17 protein-coding genes are annotated in these 17601 nt (G+C 35.0%); 5 read left to right on the forward strand and 12 right to left on the reverse strand.

All coding sequences use genetic code 11. The annotated features are described in order from the left end of the window. Positions 1 to 45 precede the first annotated feature (45 nt). A complete protein-coding gene (locus CJ739_RS12225) occupies positions 46 to 3060 on the reverse strand; it encodes a T9SS type A sorting domain-containing protein (protein WP_117175709.1) in 3015 nt (1004 codons plus the stop codon). Positions 3061 to 3405: 345 nt separating this feature from the next. Between CJ739_RS12225 and CJ739_RS12230 the strand changes: the two genes are divergently transcribed. Beyond that, positions 3406 to 3621, forward strand: a complete 216-nt coding sequence (locus CJ739_RS12230; RefSeq protein WP_117175712.1) for a hypothetical protein — start codon at positions 3406 to 3408, stop codon at positions 3619 to 3621. Here CJ739_RS12230 and CJ739_RS12235 read toward each other — a convergent pair. After that, positions 3614 to 4573 (reverse strand): hydrogen peroxide-inducible genes activator, encoded by a 960-nt coding sequence (locus tag CJ739_RS12235; protein ID WP_117175715.1) that lies wholly within the window; start codon positions 4571 to 4573, stop codon positions 3614 to 3616. The genes CJ739_RS12230 and CJ739_RS12235 overlap by 8 nt on opposite strands. 103 nt (positions 4574 to 4676) lie before the next feature. Between CJ739_RS12235 and CJ739_RS12240 the strand changes: the two genes are divergently transcribed. Next, entirely contained in the window at positions 4677 to 5156 is a 480-nt protein-coding gene (locus tag CJ739_RS12240) for a Dps family protein (RefSeq protein ID WP_117175718.1), read from the forward strand. A gap of 88 nt (positions 5157 to 5244) precedes the next feature. Here CJ739_RS12240 and CJ739_RS12245 read toward each other — a convergent pair whose 3' ends face one another. The 8 genes from CJ739_RS12245 to CJ739_RS12280 all read right to left on the reverse strand — a co-directional run bounded on the left by CJ739_RS12245 (position 5245) and on the right by CJ739_RS12280 (position 12399). Continuing rightward, complete coding sequence (locus CJ739_RS12245) at positions 5245 to 6576, reverse strand: DUF58 domain-containing protein (protein ID WP_117175722.1); 1332 nt, start codon at positions 6574 to 6576, stop codon at positions 5245 to 5247. A 174-nt stretch (positions 6577 to 6750) separates the two neighbouring features. Further along, positions 6751 to 7173 (reverse strand): type II toxin-antitoxin system VapC family toxin, encoded by a 423-nt coding sequence (locus CJ739_RS12250; RefSeq protein WP_117175726.1) that lies wholly within the window; start codon positions 7171 to 7173, stop codon positions 6751 to 6753. Continuing rightward, positions 7170 to 7418, reverse strand: coding sequence for a DUF6364 family protein (locus CJ739_RS12255; protein WP_117175730.1), 249 nt, complete (start codon positions 7416 to 7418; stop codon positions 7170 to 7172). Before CJ739_RS12255 ends, CJ739_RS12250 begins: the two co-directional genes overlap by 4 nt. A 166-nt stretch (positions 7419 to 7584) precedes the next feature. Continuing rightward, the gene (locus CJ739_RS12260) at positions 7585 to 8583 is read right to left on the reverse strand and encodes an AAA family ATPase (RefSeq protein ID WP_117175733.1); all 999 of its coding nucleotides are present in this window, start codon (positions 8581 to 8583) and stop codon (positions 7585 to 7587) included. After that, positions 8583 to 9803: a DUF4350 domain-containing protein gene (locus CJ739_RS12265; protein WP_117175736.1), complete on the reverse strand. Its 1221-nt coding sequence runs from the start codon at positions 9801 to 9803 to the stop codon at positions 8583 to 8585. Before CJ739_RS12265 ends, CJ739_RS12260 begins: the two co-directional genes overlap by 1 nt. Further along, positions 9796 to 10518, reverse strand: coding sequence for a hypothetical protein (locus CJ739_RS12270; protein ID WP_117175738.1), 723 nt, complete (start codon positions 10516 to 10518; stop codon positions 9796 to 9798). Before CJ739_RS12270 ends, CJ739_RS12265 begins: the two co-directional genes overlap by 8 nt. After that, positions 10511 to 11431, reverse strand: a complete 921-nt coding sequence (locus CJ739_RS12275) for a hypothetical protein (protein WP_117175741.1) — start codon at positions 11429 to 11431, stop codon at positions 10511 to 10513. The genes CJ739_RS12270 and CJ739_RS12275 overlap by 8 nt, the downstream gene beginning before the upstream one ends. Next, positions 11428 to 12399, reverse strand: a complete 972-nt coding sequence (locus CJ739_RS12280; RefSeq protein WP_117175744.1) for a stage II sporulation protein M — start codon at positions 12397 to 12399, stop codon at positions 11428 to 11430. The genes CJ739_RS12275 and CJ739_RS12280 overlap by 4 nt, the downstream gene beginning before the upstream one ends. A gap of 35 nt (positions 12400 to 12434) precedes the next feature. On the opposite strand from CJ739_RS12280, the gene CJ739_RS12285 reads away from it, so the two are divergent. Further along, positions 12435 to 13160 carry an RDD family protein gene (locus tag CJ739_RS12285; protein ID WP_117175748.1) on the forward strand — a complete coding sequence of 242 codons (726 nt, stop codon included), beginning with the start codon at positions 12435 to 12437 and terminating at the stop codon, positions 13158 to 13160. A gap of 1089 nt (positions 13161 to 14249) precedes the next feature. Continuing rightward, a complete protein-coding gene (locus CJ739_RS12290; protein WP_117178952.1) occupies positions 14250 to 14855 on the forward strand; it encodes a trimeric intracellular cation channel family protein in 606 nt (201 codons plus the stop codon). Positions 14856 to 14857: 2 nt separating this feature from the next. Here CJ739_RS12290 and yiaK read toward each other — a convergent pair whose 3' ends face one another. Both yiaK and CJ739_RS12300 read right to left on the reverse strand, forming a co-directional pair. Next, entirely contained in the window at positions 14858 to 15862 is a 1005-nt protein-coding gene (gene yiaK / locus CJ739_RS12295; RefSeq protein ID WP_117175751.1) for a 3-dehydro-L-gulonate 2-dehydrogenase, read from the reverse strand. Between the two features lie 374 nt (positions 15863 to 16236). Continuing rightward, positions 16237 to 16950 (reverse strand): peptidylprolyl isomerase, encoded by a 714-nt coding sequence (locus tag CJ739_RS12300; RefSeq protein ID WP_117175754.1) that lies wholly within the window; start codon positions 16948 to 16950, stop codon positions 16237 to 16239. Positions 16951 to 16953: 3 nt separating this feature from the next. On the opposite strand from CJ739_RS12300, the gene CJ739_RS12305 reads away from it, so the two are divergent. Then, complete coding sequence (locus CJ739_RS12305; protein WP_117175757.1) at positions 16954 to 17595, forward strand: NUDIX hydrolase; 642 nt, start codon at positions 16954 to 16956, stop codon at positions 17593 to 17595. The last annotated feature ends 6 nt before the right edge of the window (positions 17596 to 17601 follow it).

The following is a 17601-nucleotide window of genomic DNA, read 5'->3' on the forward strand; positions in this document are numbered from 1 at the left end:
AACTAGACTTTTTAGACAGCCTCATTAAAAACACACTTATATTATCTAATACTTAACAAATTTAATGCTTTTGGCATTTTCTATAGTTTTAGAAATAGCTTTAAGAACATAAACACCATCGTTAAGTTGAGATAGATTAATTAAATAAGATTGAGGGGCATGTATGGATAAAACTTCTTGACCAACCAGGTTGAAAATTTTTAGACTTTGAACATTTTCTAAAGATTCTTCTGTGTGTAATGCCAATATTTTATTGTTGTTATTGTATGATGTGAAAAAGTTTTTATGTTCAAAGGAAATAGTTCCTAATGAATTTTCATTTTTGAACGCCATTGAAAACTGATTGCTTTTTGTTCCGGAATTTAAGAATAGTTGCACATCGCCATCTCTCAAGTTGTAATAGTTGTTTTGGATATTGTCAACTAAATAAATGTTTAAATCATCGGGAACATTTTCCATGTTGCTAATCGAAAATTTATATAGACCAGCATCCGAAACTTTAATACCTAGGGGCAATTGGTCTTCAATATGTATTTCTGGTAACGCTTGAATTACCAAGCGTTCATTATTTAATACCCAATATAGGTCATTTTTAAAGCTGTCATACGATTTGGCATCGTAGCCTCTATCATAGCCGTTAGTAGTTTTTTCATCGTAGCCAAGCCCAATTATTTTTGTATAGCCTTTTGGTTCAGTAAACGAAAACCAAATTTTAGGTCTGTTGTCTTCATTTATAGTTTGTTTGTTTTTAGTGCTGGTTTTAAAATAAATGGTTTCGTTTGCAGATTCACGGGCAAAACCGCGTTGGGCATTATTAAACACCAAAGAACCTGAATTTAAAATGGTTGTAAAAAAGCCTTGTCCCATATTTATATATTGTGTGGGTGCGGGCTTTGATGAAGTACCATTGCCACTTGTTAATCCGGAGGCATCGGCAACTGCAGGTAAGGGCATCATTAAATTGTAAGTGGCATAACCTCCCTCGTAATTAGCTAAATAATGACTATTATTGGTTGCGAACGATTCCCAAAAATATAACGAGCCATCAATAACTGATAAATTATCTGTAATAAATTGATTGGCATCTAAAGTAGAAGGGTATGGGTTTCCTATTAAAAATTCGGTATTTTCGGTAACAGAAATTGTATAATCTCCATCATTAGGGATGCCCCTAAAAACAAATTCTTGTTCGGTGGTCGAGGCTCCAGAACCTTTCATTGTAAAACCAACCCCTGGCGATAAATTAGCTGTTGGAGATAGTTTTTCCCAAGCATTATAATCTCCAATGGGACCTTTAAAACCATAAAGCCACCTACTGCTTAAGGTAATTGGTGATGTTGAAGGGTTAGGGTTTAATGCACTCGTAAAATTCACGGTTCCAGTAGCATCTTCTAAATAACCAATTCTCCAAAAACCATCTCTATTTACGGGAGCACTCCAGTAATTATAATTATATAGATTGGTAGTGCCTTGTTGCTTAATTCTAAAACTTCCACTGCCAGAGTTAGCAGTAGTTCCCGTATGGTTTTGTATAAGTTGTGCTTCACCCAGCAAATCTAAAGTGCCATTTATAACAACTCGGTCTTCTGTTTCCAATAACACGCCGTCGGCAACATTTAAAATGGCTCCAGTTTCAACTTCAACTTCCCTTACATGGGCATCAAAAGTTAAGGTTGCGGCTCCTCCAGATTTTACAGTTAATTTTAAACATAAATTAGTACTGTTTGGAGCATTTCCAGAGCCAACACCATTGTGAAAATTTGAGCCATCCCAAACAATTTGATCTATATAGCGGAGTGTAAAATAATTATTGTTGTTAAAAGAAACTCCGGTCGCTGTAGCTGTTGAGCCTGAAATAGTTAAAGGGTAAATAGTTGGTGATGAGAAATTGTTATTGTTGTCAACAATCAACTGTAAAGGCGAACAACTTTGTTTGTCAGTTAAGTTGATGCCGCTAATATCAAAAGATACGGTTACGGTTTCTATATGGCCTCCAGTTTTGCTTACACGCCATTTGGAGTTTAACTGTTCTGTGTAATTGCTGGTATTTGTGGAAAAAGTATAAGTAGGGTTTTTAGTTTCTTCACCCCAAAATAAAAAGCTTCCATTGGCTAATGAAGACGGATCGCTTATTCTTACAATGCCAGTACCCTTTGATTCTGTATGGTTTGAGCCATCGGATGCTTGCCCAATACCCGCTACATGATGGTCAAAATCACCATTACCAGGGTTGTCTCTGGTGTAAAAATCATTACTTGCTAATGATTGTCCATATTTTGCGGCTAGATAATTTTCAATAATTGTACGTTTTGCTTGATTTAAGTGCTCTTTAAAAACAATAACCTCTGCAATATTACCATTCATATTTTTATCTCCTTGTTCACCTATCCCAAAATCAGTCCAACTTTGCAATGTATTATTATATGATATGTTAGAAGATAATGTAGAGTTTACATATTGTCCAATAGTACTCCCATCAAAGTCTTGGGTTATAATATAGCATTGTCCTGGAGTTAGTGTTGTGCTCTGTGGGAGACTTCTTTGGTTTCCACTGGATTCAACACCTCTTCCCCATAGTTTACCACTTGCTTTGTTTACCCACATTCCAACCGATTTCATATTTGTAGTTGCAGTAAAGGCTTGTCCAGAAGGAGAGCCTTGAATAACACCATCATTATCATTTATGTAAGAGTTGAATTTGGCAACAACAAATATGGTTAATTGTGAGCTTGTTCCATTTGTTAAACTAGAAAGCATACGATCGTCAATACCATCGAAGTTTAAAGTTGCATACCCATTTAAATTATTAGTGTTTAGTATTGGTCTCCTTGAGCTTGTTGTTGTAGCATTATTAGCATTACCGGAATTGTCATTCCATTGCAATATTAAATCGCCATCAGCTCCAGAAAGCGTTCCAGCATCCGTAAATACATTTTTTTCAGCTATAAGCCATAACTCATTATTGGTAGCACTTCCAATACCACCAGGACCTGTTTGCGAATACGTATTATTAAAAAAAAGGACAATAAGGAAAATGGAAAATAATTTAAAAATATTCATTGTGTGAGAGACATTGAAAGTTGAGAGACAATACTGTTATGTTAGCAATTTATAAATTAGAGAAACTTAACGCTGCTAAATTACAAGTTTAGTGCTATTCTTTAAAATATTTACTTACTAAAATGATTAAATTACTTACTAAAAGCCTTAAATTTTTTAAATAGCATTACAAACTGGTTTTGTTGGATTTGAATATAGTCAAGCTTTTTTAAAAATATTAAAACGTTAATTTTAATTAAAACTTAAAAAAACTTATTTTTTTTTACTAAATTTAAAAGTTGAATTAAAAATAGGAGCTTATTAAAAAAATCTACTTTTATCACAAACCTAAACCTTAATAAAACTATGGCAAGAGCAATGCTTGATTATACCAAAACTGTACTTAAAAAAGTTAGTTTTGATGCATCATTGTTTTGCAAAGAAGTACAAAAGGCAGTACAACGATTATTGCCTCATGAGTTGGAAGAGCTTAAATTATTTATTCTTTCTCTTGTACAGCAAAACCCAGAACTAAATCAATGTTTAATTTATTTAAAACCACAAAAAAGGGTCGCTATATAGTGACCCTTTTTTGTTTTTGGGCTAACGGACTTATAATTTTTACATCTTGAAAAGCAATAGCACCACGCACGACGCCCGATATAACATCTTGTAGGGCTTCAATAATTTGCATTTTTAATTCACTTTTATGATAAATTAAACTCACTTCTCTAGCTGGTGAAGGCTCATTAAAATAATGCAGGTTTTCTTTTTCCCTATCATTAATATCCAAAGTGTGCAAATAGGGAAGTAGCGTCATACCCAAACCTTCGTTCGATAATTTTATCAATGTTTCAATACTGCCACTTTCTAGTTGAAATACTTCGTCCGAATTATCTTTAAAGGCTTTGCATAGATTAAGCACACCGTCTCTAAAACAATGCCCGTCTTCAAGTAGTAGCATGTCGTTTATATCTAAATCGGCCACATCAATTTTTTTATTCGAATGAAGTCTATGACCTTTAGGAATATAACTTACAAAAGGTTCAAAATAAAGAACGCGCTCTTTTATGTTTTCGTCCTCTAAAGGTGTTGCAGCAATGGCTGCGTCCAAATGACCGTCTTTTAGGCGATCAATAATTTCTTCGGTTGTTAATTCTTCTATTTTAAGCTTTATCTTGGGGTGTTTTTTTATGAAATTCTTTAAAAACATGGGGAGTAATGTTGGCATGATGGTTGGAATAATGCCCAATTTAAATTCACCACCTATAAAACCTTTTTGTTGATCTACAATGTCTTGTATTCTATACGATTCGTTTACAATATTTCTGGCTTGGGTTACTATTTTTCTACCAACATCTGTTAATTCTATGGGTTTTTTACTTCTGTCAAAAATTTGAATATCAAGTTCCTCTTCCAGCTTTTGTATTTGCATGCTTAGAGTCGGTTGGGTAACAAAACATTTTTCTGCTGCTTTTGTGAAGTTTTGATTTTCGGCTACAGCCAAAACATAGTATAATTGTGTAATTGTCATGGATATAAATTTAGCCTATAAAAATATAAAAACTATCAATAAAACTTATTGATCTGACTGTTAATTATAGATTAAATTTGTAGTATAATAAAACGAGATAGTTATGATATTGAATAGTATTGGATTAGATATTGAAAAGACCAAAGATTTAGCAAAGGATCTAAATAATTTGTTAGCGAATTTTCAAATATATTATCAAAATTTGCGCGGGATACATTGGAACATCAAAGGGAAGCGATTTTTTGATTTGCACGTGAAGTTTGAAGAATTATACACTGATGCGAATATGAAAGTAGATTTAATTGCGGAACGCATATTAACATTGGGGGAAACGCCGCTTCATACCTTTAAGGATTATATTGAAAACGCACAAGTGCCAGTTGGAAAAAACATATCGCAAGATGAAAAGGCGGTAACTCTTATAGTTGATTCTTTGACGGAATTATTGAAAATTGAGCGTGCCATTTTAGATAAATCGAATGATGCTAACGATGAAGGAACAAACTCTATGATGAGTGATTTTATAACGGAACAGGAAAAAACCATTTGGATGATGAAAGCTTGGTTAAGCGAAACGGTATAAAAAAAGTTATGAGTTATGAGTTAAAGAGTTTGTTCTTTAGTTACATAACTCTGAACTCATAACTCATAACTCATAACTCTGAACTTTTTTAAAGAAGCCCTCTTGCTTTTATTTCTAAATATTTGTTGATGGTATTGATGGTTAAATGTTCTGGTGCCGTTAATATACTTTGGATACCATGTTTTTGGAGTTCGTTTACAATTATTTTTTTCTCGTAAATAAACTTTTCAGCAATGGTTTTTTCAAATATTTCAAAAGTATTTGTCGTACTCTTTTGGGTGAGTTTTTGCAACTCGGTGTTTTCAAAAAATATGACTACCAATAAATGACTTTTAGCAATGGCTTTTAAATAGGGCAGTTGCCTATACAGAGCATCTAAGGTTTCAAAATTGGTGTATAATAACAGTAAACTTCGCTGATTCAAATTCCGTTTTACATCAATATATAGCCTTGAAAAATCCGATTCCACAAAATCGGTATTTAAATTATACAGCATCTCGAGAATGGTATTCATTTGCGATGGTCTGCGTTCGGCAACTACGCGATTTTCAACTTTTCTGGAAAACGAAAAAATGCCTGCTTTATCCTGTTTTTTTAAAGCCACATTGCTAATAACCAGAGATGCGTTAATGGCATAATCTAACAAACTCAAGCCTTCAAAAGGCATTTTCATCACCCTGCCTTTATCAATTACACTGTAAACAGGTTGTGAGCGTTCGTCTTGGTACTGGTTCACCATCAACATGTTGCTTTTTGCGGTGGCTTTCCAGTTAATGTTTCTTAAATCGTCACCTTGCACATAGTCTTTGATTTGCTCAAATTCCATGGTATGGCCAATGCGACGTATCTTTTTCAAACCGTATTCAAAAATCTTGTTCGAAAAAGCCAAAAGCATGTATTTTTTTAATTGTAAAAACGATGGGTAATTAGGAACCATGGCATCTTTACCAAATTGAAAACGTCTTGAAATTAAACTAATTGGGCTGCAAGCGTACAGGTTTAAATTACCGAAATAGTACTCACCACGCTCTAAAGGACGTAAGGTGTAGGTTATTTTTTTATGGGTTTGTTTTGCTAATTTGGTGTCAATCTCAAAGTCGCGCTTTTGGTATTGAAATGGCAATTCATCAATAAGTTTTATGCTACATGTAAAATTGTAGTTGTTTTTTAATGTAATTTCAATAGGATTGTCATCACCATTGCTCAGTTTTTCGGGTAAGAGTCGTGAAGCTGAAATCCCCTTTTGTTTGAATAGTAAGATGAAGTCAACAATTAATAAGCCTACAAAAACAAAAAACAGCATTTGGGCAATAACCAATAACCCCGAAAAAATATAGGACATAATGAACAGAAAAACAAGCACACCAATGCCTGTGAAAAAGCGTGCATTTAAGTAGCTGTTTTTAAAAAGTTGTTTCATCTGTTTGTATTTGTTTTTAAAGTTTCAAAGTTTCAAAGTTGCAAAGTTGCAAAGCTTCAAGGCTCTTGATTCTTGGCTCTTGATTCTATTCTCTATTTCTCTATTCCATAACCCCCTGAATAATCATCCTCGTGTGTATGAATGTGGTTCTCATGGATGTTTCATCTATTTGGCTCATTTTTTAGTCAAACTTTTTAAGAATTCATCTGCTGTCATTACTGGGATTAATGATTTTTTAAAATCCTTTCCATTCCTTGTTATTATAATCTCGCAGTCCGATTCGGTAGCACTAAAATACTGTAAAGCATCTTCAAAATCTTTCATTGATGCATTCAGCCCCTTTTCAACCGTTTGTTCATCAAGAGAACATATTTCGCTTATTATTTTGAACTTGCGTAGTTTTTCTCTTGAAATTTCTGGGCTCTCAAATTTTGAAAGGAAATAGTTTACTGTTGCGAATGAAAGCGGGGAAACGACCATGGTTAATTTTTCCTTTTCTGCCAAAGTGGCGATTTTCGCAATCGGTTCATAAAAAGGTTTTCGTTCCCCTAAAAAGTCCAGCATGACATTGGTGTCTATAAAAATCCTTTTAATCATTTATGTTTTTTTATTAAATAATCGGCATACTCTTTTTTATAGTCCAAATCTGTTGGGATTTCAGTTCCTGTAGCAATACTTTTTACAAAAGGTGAAATCTGAAACTCCGAAGTGTCATTTTCCGATGTCAGGGATTGTAAATAGGCTTCTACAATGCGAGAAAGGCTTACTTTTTTATTGGAAGCATATTCTTTTGCTTTCTCAATAACCCTTTGATTAAGTTTTAAAGTCAATTTAGTGTCCATAATAAATAATATATTGTACGTACAAATATATAAAAATAACCCGTACAGCGTGCTTTTATGATGACTTTTCTTGGTGTGGATTGATTATATTCAACTATCATCTAACCCCAAAACCCACACCTTTTCAATCAAGTAAATCCGTGTATCAGTGGCTATTCAAAATCAATTATCGAGGAACTTCAATGGTTTCTAAAATTTGATTGACTACTTTTTCAACCGTAAAACCTTCCATTTCGCGTTCTGGGGTTAATACCAAACGGTGCTTTAAAACAGCTTTGGTACAGCGTTTAATATCGTCGGGCGTTACAAAATCCCTTCCATAAATAGCAGCATTCGATTTGGCAGCATTTAGTATGGCAATAGAAGCACGTGGTGAAGCACCCAAATATAAATTAGCATTGGTGCGTGTGTTGTTTATTATGGAAGCGATGTAGGTTATTAAATGGTTTTCAACTATAATCTGTTTGATTAGGCTTTGATAGTGTGCAATTTGCTGCGCGTTTAAAACAGGAACAACGGCATTAAAATCCAATACATCTTGTCGTTGGTGGTTTTCCATTAAAATTTGAATCTCGTTTTCAAGCGTTGGATAATCCACATCTATTTTAAAAAGAAAACGGTCCAGTTGTGCTTCGGGCAATCGGTAGGTGCCTTCTTGTTCAATAGGGTTTTGGGTAGCAAATACTAAAAAAGGCGGTTCCATGATGTATTTGGTGCCATCCATAGTAATTTGACGTTCAGCCATAACCTCAAAAAGCGCTGCTTGTGTTTTTGCAGGGGCACGGTTTATTTCATCAATTAAAATGATATTCGAAAAAATAGGCCCTTTTTTATATTCAAACTCATTGGTTTTTACATTAAAAATGGAGGTTCCTAAAATATCGCTTGGCATTAAATCGGGGGTGAATTGGATGCGACTAAAATTGACCGACAAGGTTTTTGCCAATAGTTTTGCGGTAATGGTTTTGGCAACCCCAGGCACACCTTCAATGAGGGTATGTCCGTTTGAAAGCAGTGAAATTATGAGCAATTCAATCATATCGTTTTGCCCAACTATTATTTTACCGATTTCTTTTTTTATAGCTTCTACATGTTCTTGTAGCGGTTTTAAATCGAGTCTGCTTTCAAAATTTACATCTTGGCTTTCAGGGGTGTGTTCTTCCATTATATCTTGCTTTTTGTGAATGATTCTATGAGTTTGTTAAGTTGAATTAAATCGGCTTCTGTGTGATTGGGTTTCGATTTTAAATACACAATATAGTTTATTAAGGCCTTGGTATCTTCTTTTTTGTTGGACGATTTAATGGCCAGTTTCGAAATAAAACCTTCGTTTAATTCATTCGTGTCTAAGTAATATTTAGAGCGTATTTGTTCTAGGAAATACTGAATTTTGTTAGTGATGATATTGGTGAAATCGCCATGTTGGTAATACAAATCGCCAATAGTCCTGGTGAAATCCAATGTGGCATTTTTTAAAGGTTCTACAACCGGAATAATACGTTGGGTACGTTTTCCTCTAAAAATAACAAATAAAATTAACGATATCATAGTGATATAAAATGCCCATTTTAATGCTTGGTTTTGGAGAATGAAGCGCAACGGACTTGTAATAACCTTGCGACCGCTTTTATAATAGTTGTCCCAAATAATTTGGTGCTTAGGTAAAAAGGATAGCACGGTGGCAGCATAGGCTTCGTTGCCGTTTAACATGTGGTAATTGCTAAACGCAAACGGATTGGTGTGCACGTAAAAGGCACCGTTATTGCTTCCAAAAGGTACTTTTATATAGTTGATATTGGTATCTGGAATGGTATCGTTAATGATTTTTTCGGTTTTTTCAACTTTGGTGGTGCCTAAAGCGATCGCATTTAAAGTGTCTAGGCTAATGAAAAAGCTGTTTTCAATGACGTCTTTAAAGTGGCGTTCGTTGGTTTTTAAATGGGGACTGGTAAAACTATTTAGAGAGGGTTTTTTGAAGAAATTATAATAATCTGTTCCTATTCTAATATTCAACGTATCACTTAAAACACCATACATATGGGTGGTGCTTATAAATACTGAATTGCCGTTTTCTACATATTTAATGAGTGATTCGGCGTCTTGCTTATCGAACGAAACCCCATTGTTTATATATAGGCTGACCGTTTTTTTATCAGCTTCAATATCTTTTAAGGCTTCAAAGACGGTTTTGGTTGAAACTTTTATAGGTTTGTTGGAGACCTCCTTTAATTCATTAAAAAACACATAACAGCCTAAAGGAATTTTATCGGCAGCAGTATAAGAGTCGCGCCAGTTTAATGCTTTAGGTTTGGTTACTTCTGCAATCATCATCAACACGATAACAGCTCCAATGGCATATAATGCTATTTTAGATCGTTTATCCATGTTGCAGGGTGTTTAGTTTATCAAAATCAGATTGGTTTTTTGAGTAAATAGCTTCATCTATAGGGAATTCACCGTACCAAACATAATCGTATAAATAGGAAATACGCTTAAAAACCAACTTGGTCTTTTCGTCTTTAATTTCGTTGATGTAATCGCTGTTCGTTTTATCGTAATGCCATTCAATAATGTTTTTATTGGTAAGCAATTTTAAGGATTTTAGATACAAATAGCGGGTTGCCAAACGGTAGTTGTTGTCTTTTAAAGCGGCTTCAATTAAATGGTCGAAATTAACATCTTTAATGTTTTCTTCAATATATTGAAAGTCGTTAATGTCTTGCGATTCAGTCTTAAAAACCGAATTTATAGGTGACTGCATTAAAAACTTAATGATTAAATAGAGTACGGCCACGCCCAAAAACCCATACACAATGTACTCTAAGGTTTTGTAGTTGATGAAATCGATATCAACGCCAAAAATATCACTTAGCCAGCCAAAAAATTTCTGTAAGATGCGTTGTAACAAATTGACACCCCCCGTATCATTTATCGAATAGTTGAAATCATCACCTTTATAGCGTTCCTTTATGGCGTCTTTAAAGTAAGTGACTTTAATGTTTGAAGCATCTTTTTGAATGCTATCCTGCGAAAAACAGGAGCCATAGCTAAGAAGCAAGCCAAAAGACACTAACGAATGCTGGTATTTCTTTTTATTCATTAACACCAATTTGTTCGATTTTGTTTCTTAAAAACACATTGTTTTTTTCTTCAAATATATTGTAATACAATACGCTGTAAGCTACTTGTGATAAGGCTTGCGAATAAATAAATGCCAATAAAAACATGGCAAAGCCCAAAGTGAATACCACATTTGCAAAAACGCTCGTGACTAAATCGACATGGCTTTCTATTGAAAAGTAAACGTAAATCCCGATTATAAAACCAGGAATGGAAATGATTAACATGGTAATCATCATATTTAAAATACCTATTACCAATCCGTAAAGAATCACTTTTCCAAAGCTGGAAAATGTAAACGACCAACCTTCGGATAGGGCATGGCCCAAGCCTTTGTTTTCTGAAAAAATAGCCATAAATGTCAACCCGAAAAAAGCAGTCAATAGAAAACTAAGTCCGTATTGAATTAACATCCCTATCAAGGGAATGAAAGCGAAAATAACGGATACTATCAAATAGCCAATATAAAGGCCAATGCCTAATAAGATAAACAATATAATAGGCCCTAAATTTCTTTGAATGTTTTGCCACACATTTTTTGATTCCACATGGCCTGTGCTATTCACATATTCAGCCATATACGAACTTGAAAAACTATAATTTATAAGTGCTGTAACAAATAAAATGAGTGCCAAAACAATGGCACCGGCAATTAAATACATGGTATGGTCGCCATCGTTGTTCATTCCAAATCTAAAATCCCTACTGGCAAATCCCATAAAGCCTGTAACCAATAAATAAGACGCAATAATAACAAGGATGATGCTTATGGCGTTATAGCGTAAGTACAAACTGGTATATTCTTTAAAGTTGTATTTAAGAAACAGAAAATAGGTGTTTATGGTATCGCCAAAGTCGTTTCGGTTACGTAATTCTATATAGGGTTTGTTCATTTTTTTAACTCAGATTGATAAGCGTTGTTCAGCTTTATGGGGTAAATAATATAATAAAATACAATTAAAAATAACGAGCACGCTATAATGCCGTACGATAAAAAGGCGGGCATTTGTTCGCCATATCGGGTAATAAACCCTTCAATAAAACCTGCAATTATAAAAAACGGTATGGTGCTTACCACAATCTTTAATCCGTCTTTAGCGCCTTTGGTAAATGCCACACGTCTGGAATAGGTTTTCGGGAACAAAAAGCTGTTTCCCATTACCAAACCGGCACAACCGGCAATCACAATCACCGAAATCTCAATAGTGCCATGTAACCAAATGGTCGATGTTTTTTCTAAAATACCATAATTGTAAAAGAAGGTAATAAAAGCGCCCAACATAATACCATTGCTAAAAAGAATGTAAATAGTACCCACACTAAACAGGACCCCAAACGCAAACGCAATAATAGCAACGCGGATATTGTTTATGGTAATGCCTAAAAACGACCCAATATTGCTGCCACTTTTATAAACCGCCATGGGTTCGCCCTTTTCAATGTTTTCAATAGTCATGTTGACGTAACCATCACCTAATATTAGTCGCACAAACGAATCGTCATTTAGAGTTGAAATAGTACCAATACCAACGGCAGCCATAAATATTAAAAAGGTGTACAGTAATGTTTTTTGATAGTTTATGAAGAAGAGCGGAAACTCATATTTCCAAAAAGAAACAATCTTGTTTTTCGATTCTCTTTTGGTAATATAAATTTTTTGATGTGCTTCTGATGCCAGTGAGTTTAAGTACAGCAAGGTCTTACTTTCTGGGTAATATGTTTGTGCATAAGCCAGATCGTTAGTGAGGTGAATGTAGTAAGAGGCCAAGTCGTCCGGATTTATTTTTGCATTATTGTGTAATGCGTTTTCAAAAACCAGCCATTTTTCCTTATTTTGCTTTACGAAAGATGCTTCGCGCATAAAACTATTTTAATTAGAAACGAATATACATTTCAATGAGCAATTTAGCAATTAACACAGCACAAAATGTTAATTTAGATTACAAATTAATTGGTTTAGGTGAGCGTTTGGTAGCTTTCTTAATTGATGGTCTTATTTTATTGACCTATATAACCATCATGGAAAACTTGGTAACACTTTCTGAGATATTCGATACGGACGATTGGACCAGACGGGGTTTTCTAGGGTTGTTCATGTTGCCGGCACTTTTTTACTCGTTGTTATGCCACATTCTTTTTAGCGGACAAACCATTGGTAAGATGATACTAAAAATAAAAGTGGTTCGTCTGGATGGCGCACCGACCCAATGGTATAATTTGCTTGTTAGGTGGATGTTACGTATTGTGGATATTTGGATGTTTTTTGCTTCCATTGGTGTTTTAAGCATTCTATTATCAGATAAAAAACAGCGTGTTGGTGATGCCGCAGCAGGAACCGTTGTGATTAGCGTCAAGAAGAAACATAAAATTACCAGTACCATTTTAGAGGATATTGAAGTAGATTACCAACCTGTTTTTACGAATGTGACCCAGCTTACGGATAAAGATGTACGCATTATAAAGGAGGCATTTACCATTTCGAAAAAGAACAATGATTTTAAAACGCTTACCTTATTAAGGAATAAAGTAGCCAGCGTACTCAACATTGAATCTAGTTTATACGATATCGATTTTTTGAACACTATTTTAAAGGATTATAATTATTATACGCAGAATATGTAAGCAGAGAACCACTTTTTGCCTAAGCAAAAAGTGTGTGAATCGCTTACCCTGAGCGCAGTCGAAGGGTCTTTAAATTAAATTACTTTTACCCAAAACCCAAAACCTTGAATCAAGAACCTTAACGATTTACGATTGACGATTGATGATTCAGAATTCAGAATAGAGAAAATAGAATAATAGAAGGTTAGATAGTTAGATTGTTAGAAAGTTAGAAAGTTGGAAAGTTGGAAAGTTGGAAAGTTGGAAAGTTGGAAAGTTGGAATGTTGGAATGTTGGAAGGATGTTTTTGTAAAAATGACAAGCCCCTTCTTTTACGCTTCACCTTTCACAATTCACCAGAACCCAAAACCTTGACGATTAACGATTGATGATTCAGAATTCAGAATAGAGAAAATAGAATAGAGAAAATAGAACATTGAAGGTTAGATTGTTAGAAGGTTAGATAGTTAGATTGTTAGATTGTTAGACAGGTTAGAAAGATGTTTAAAAATGATAAGATGCCTCTTTCTTGATTAACGATTTACGATTAACGATTGACGATTGATGATTCAGAATAGAGAAAATAGAATTCAGAAAATAGAATTCAGAAAATAGAATAGAGAAAATAGAATAATAGAAGGTTAGACAGTTAGATTGTTAGAAAGTTAGAAAGTTGGAAAGTTGGAAAGTTGGAAGGATGTTTTTGTAAAAATGACAAGCCCCTTCTTTTACGCTTCACCTTTCACAATTCACCAGAACCCAAAACCTTGACGATTAACGATTGATGATTTAGAATTCAGAATTCAGAATTATGGATTAAGAATGTGGAATTGAAAAACCCAAAACCCAGAACCTTGAACCCAAGAGGTTAGATTGTTAGACTGGTTAGATAGTTAGATAGTTAGAAGGTTAGAAAGTTAGAAGGTTAGAAAGTTGCTGATTCAGAATTCAGAATTTTACCAGAACCTTGAATCCAACCCCATGATATTTTAAAATTAGGACTTCGACAAGCTCAGCCTGACATCTGAATATATTTGAATTTTTGTAATATACTAAAACCAAAAACCAAAAACCAACAACCAACAACCATCAACCAACACCTAAATCATGATGTTTTTTCAAATTATAGAAGTACTCGGAACCTTTGCTTTTTCCATTTCCGGGGTATTAGTGGCACTGGAAAAAAGAATGGACGTATTTGGCGTATTTATCATAGCTTTTGTAACGTCGGTTGGCGGCGGAACTTTAAGGGATGTTCTTATAGGGCAAACGCCGGTAACATGGATGGAAAACATGATTTATGTTTATGTCATTATAGCAGCCACCATTTTTTCCATCATATTCAGAAAACGCCTTGATTATTTAAGGGTTTCCTTGTTTTTGTTTGATACCATTGGTATTGGCTTATATACCGTTGTGGGTATAGAAAAAGGCTTGGCCATTGGTTTGCATCCCATTCTTTGTATTGCTTTAGGCACTATTACCGCTTGTTTTGGTGGGGTTATTAGGGATATTCTTTGTAATGAAATCCCCGTTATCTTTAGAAAAGAAGTGTACGCCACCGCCTGTATTTTAGGAGGGGTAACCTATTTTTTACTTAGGGAATTGCCTATAGATAATAATATCGTGTTCGTCATTTCCGGTTCGGTCGTTATTGCGGTGCGCTTGATAGCTGTTAAGTTTAAAATTAGTTTGCCTAGTTTGTATAAGGATTAGCATTATATAGACAGGGCTATTATTTTTTGCCAAATACCCTCGTTTACAGGGATGCCCAATTTTAAGTTCTTAGCTTTGGTTAAGCTGCTCCGTTCCCCGGGATAGTAAGTTCTATCTCCAGGAGTCATAGGTTCCACATCATGGGTATAATCAATAATTTCACTAATGAGTTTTTGCTGTAAATTTTTATCGTTAAAAATTTCTGGGTAAATACAGAGATATACTTGCGAAATTCCCGTTTCAAATTCTTTTAAACCTATTTTATAGGTTGAGTTTCCTGCCGATAATAAAGTAGCCAACATATCCAAAATTATTGAAAGCGCAGAACCTTTCCAATACCCAATAGGTAATCCTCGTTCCTTCAATAATATTTTTTCAGGATCATTAGAAAGTTCGTTGTTATCATCCCAGCCACCAAAATAAGGGAGCTTTTCGCCTTTTAGTTTGTAGTCGTTAATCTTTCCAAATGCAAATTGTGAAATCGCCATATCCAATACAATATGTCCTTGTTCCCTAGGTATTGATACAATAAATGGGTTATTGCCAATCCGACTGTCTTTCCCGCCCCAAGGAGGCATATTGGGTTGTGTATTTGTAAATAGAATAGAAATACAATTGGCATCAGCTGCTTGGGCTCCATAAGTTCCACCCCTCATCCAGTGGTTTGTATTTCGTAATGCTACAAGTCCCATTCCATTGTGTTTTGCCAATTCTACTGCTCTATTTGTACATTTTGTGGCATTGATAATGCCAGGTCCAAAATGACCATCCCAACGTTCAATACTGCCAAAACTTTCCACCTTTTCGGCCTCAGCATCCACTTTTACCAGACCATTTTCTATATATTCAATAAAGGAAGGGATCCGATTTATTCCATGGGAATTTACACCAGATAGCGTGCTTTCAGCATATACCTTAGCCATTAATTTAGCTTTATCTTCGGTAAACTTATATTTTACGAACAGTTTGTATAATACATCCTGCATTTGATTGAATGGAATCCGCATGTTTTTAGTTATTTAATGAGTGATATATGCAATGAATATAATTTAAATATTGAACTGTACTTGAGTTGAGTAAAATTAAGTTTTTTTTGATAAAATTAAGCTGTTGGTTAGAAGGTTGGAAAGTTGGAAAGTTGGAAGGTTAGATTGTTGGAAGGTTAGATTGTTAGACTGGTTAGAAAGATGTTTTAAAACGATAAGCTGCCTATTTTTTGATTAACGATTAACGATTAACGATTAACGATTGATGATTTAGAATTCAGAATTGAGCTGAACCCTGAACCCTGAACACTGAACACCGAATACTGAACACCGAATACTGAACACTGAACCCAAAACCCAACCCCCATCAACCAACACCCAGCACCCATCACCCATCACTCAACAATCTCCACCTTCCTAATATAAACATTGCGTAGGGGCCAATCGGCGTCATCGGTTTCAACGGCTGCGATTTTATCTACGACGTCCATCCCACTGGTTACTTTTCCGAAAATAGTGTAATCACCATCTAAAAAGTGGGCGCCACCTTGTTGCTGCACTATAAAAAACTCATAGGGTGATGCCAGTTTATGCGGATTGTCTATGTCGCTACTGGGCATCGATACAACGCCTCTGTCGTGTTTAAACCCACGTTTGGTGTCTGGTGGCAATAAATATTTGCCTATATAGGTACGTTTGTTGGAGGTTTTTCTATCATCGCTATTTCCTGCCTGTACCATAAAATTATCAATGACTCTATAAAATTGGGTGCCGTTAAAGTACTTCTGCTTGGTTAAAAAGATAAAGTTCGAACGGTGGAACTTGGTTTCATTAAACAACAAAATATCAATAGTCCCAAAGTCGGTTGTTAAACGCACTTTGTTTTCTTTATGCACTTTGTCGTATTGCAGAAAGAACTCCATGGCATTTTTAGAGTTTAGCTTGGGGAAGGCACGGTTTGTAATATCGGTCGTGTCTTCATCGCCAGTAAGCCCTTCCTCTTTAGCAACGGTTGTTATTTCTTTTTCAGGATTTATTTTCTTTTTACTTTGCTTATCTTCACAATTTAGAAATAAAACGAAAACAGATAATAGCAATACAAGTTTCATAGAATGAATTTTGATGATTTTTTAATAGCGCTTTCAAAAATAAAAAATATACCGCTACCAGCCCAAGCATCTCAGTTTAAAATGGTGCCTCCTTTTAGGCAGGAACTGTTAAAACAACAAGAGGAGGCTATAAAAACAGCGAGAAGGGCAGGGGTATTGGCTTTATTTTACCCTAATACCAATCAGGAGGCGCACTTGGTTTTAATTCTTAGGAAAACCTACCATGGCGTCCATTCGGCACAGGTTGGGTTTCCTGGCGGGAAATTGGAAGCACACGACGTGTCATTGGAAGCTGCCGCCATAAGGGAAACTTATGAGGAAGTAGGCGTCCCCATACAACAGGTGGAAGTGTTAAGAGGATTATCTGAAGTTTACATTCCGCCGAGTAACTTTTATGTGCACCCCTTTATAGGGATTTCAAAGGAAACACCGCAGTTTGTTAAGCAAGACGATGAGGTGGAAGCCATTATTGAAGTCGCTTTGAGTCATTTTTTGGACGATGCCAATATCATTACCCAAAGAGTGAACACATCGTATAGTGTTGATGTAGAGGTGCCTGCGTTCAAGCTCAATAATTATGTGGTTTGGGGTGCAACTGCCATGATGTTAAGCGAGATAAAAGACTTGTTAAAACAACTTATGTAGTTTATA

Origin of the sequence: Mariniflexile sp. TRM1-10 (assembly GCF_003425985.1) — a bacterium.
In the GTDB taxonomy this organism is placed as follows: domain Bacteria; phylum Bacteroidota; class Bacteroidia; order Flavobacteriales; family Flavobacteriaceae; genus Mariniflexile.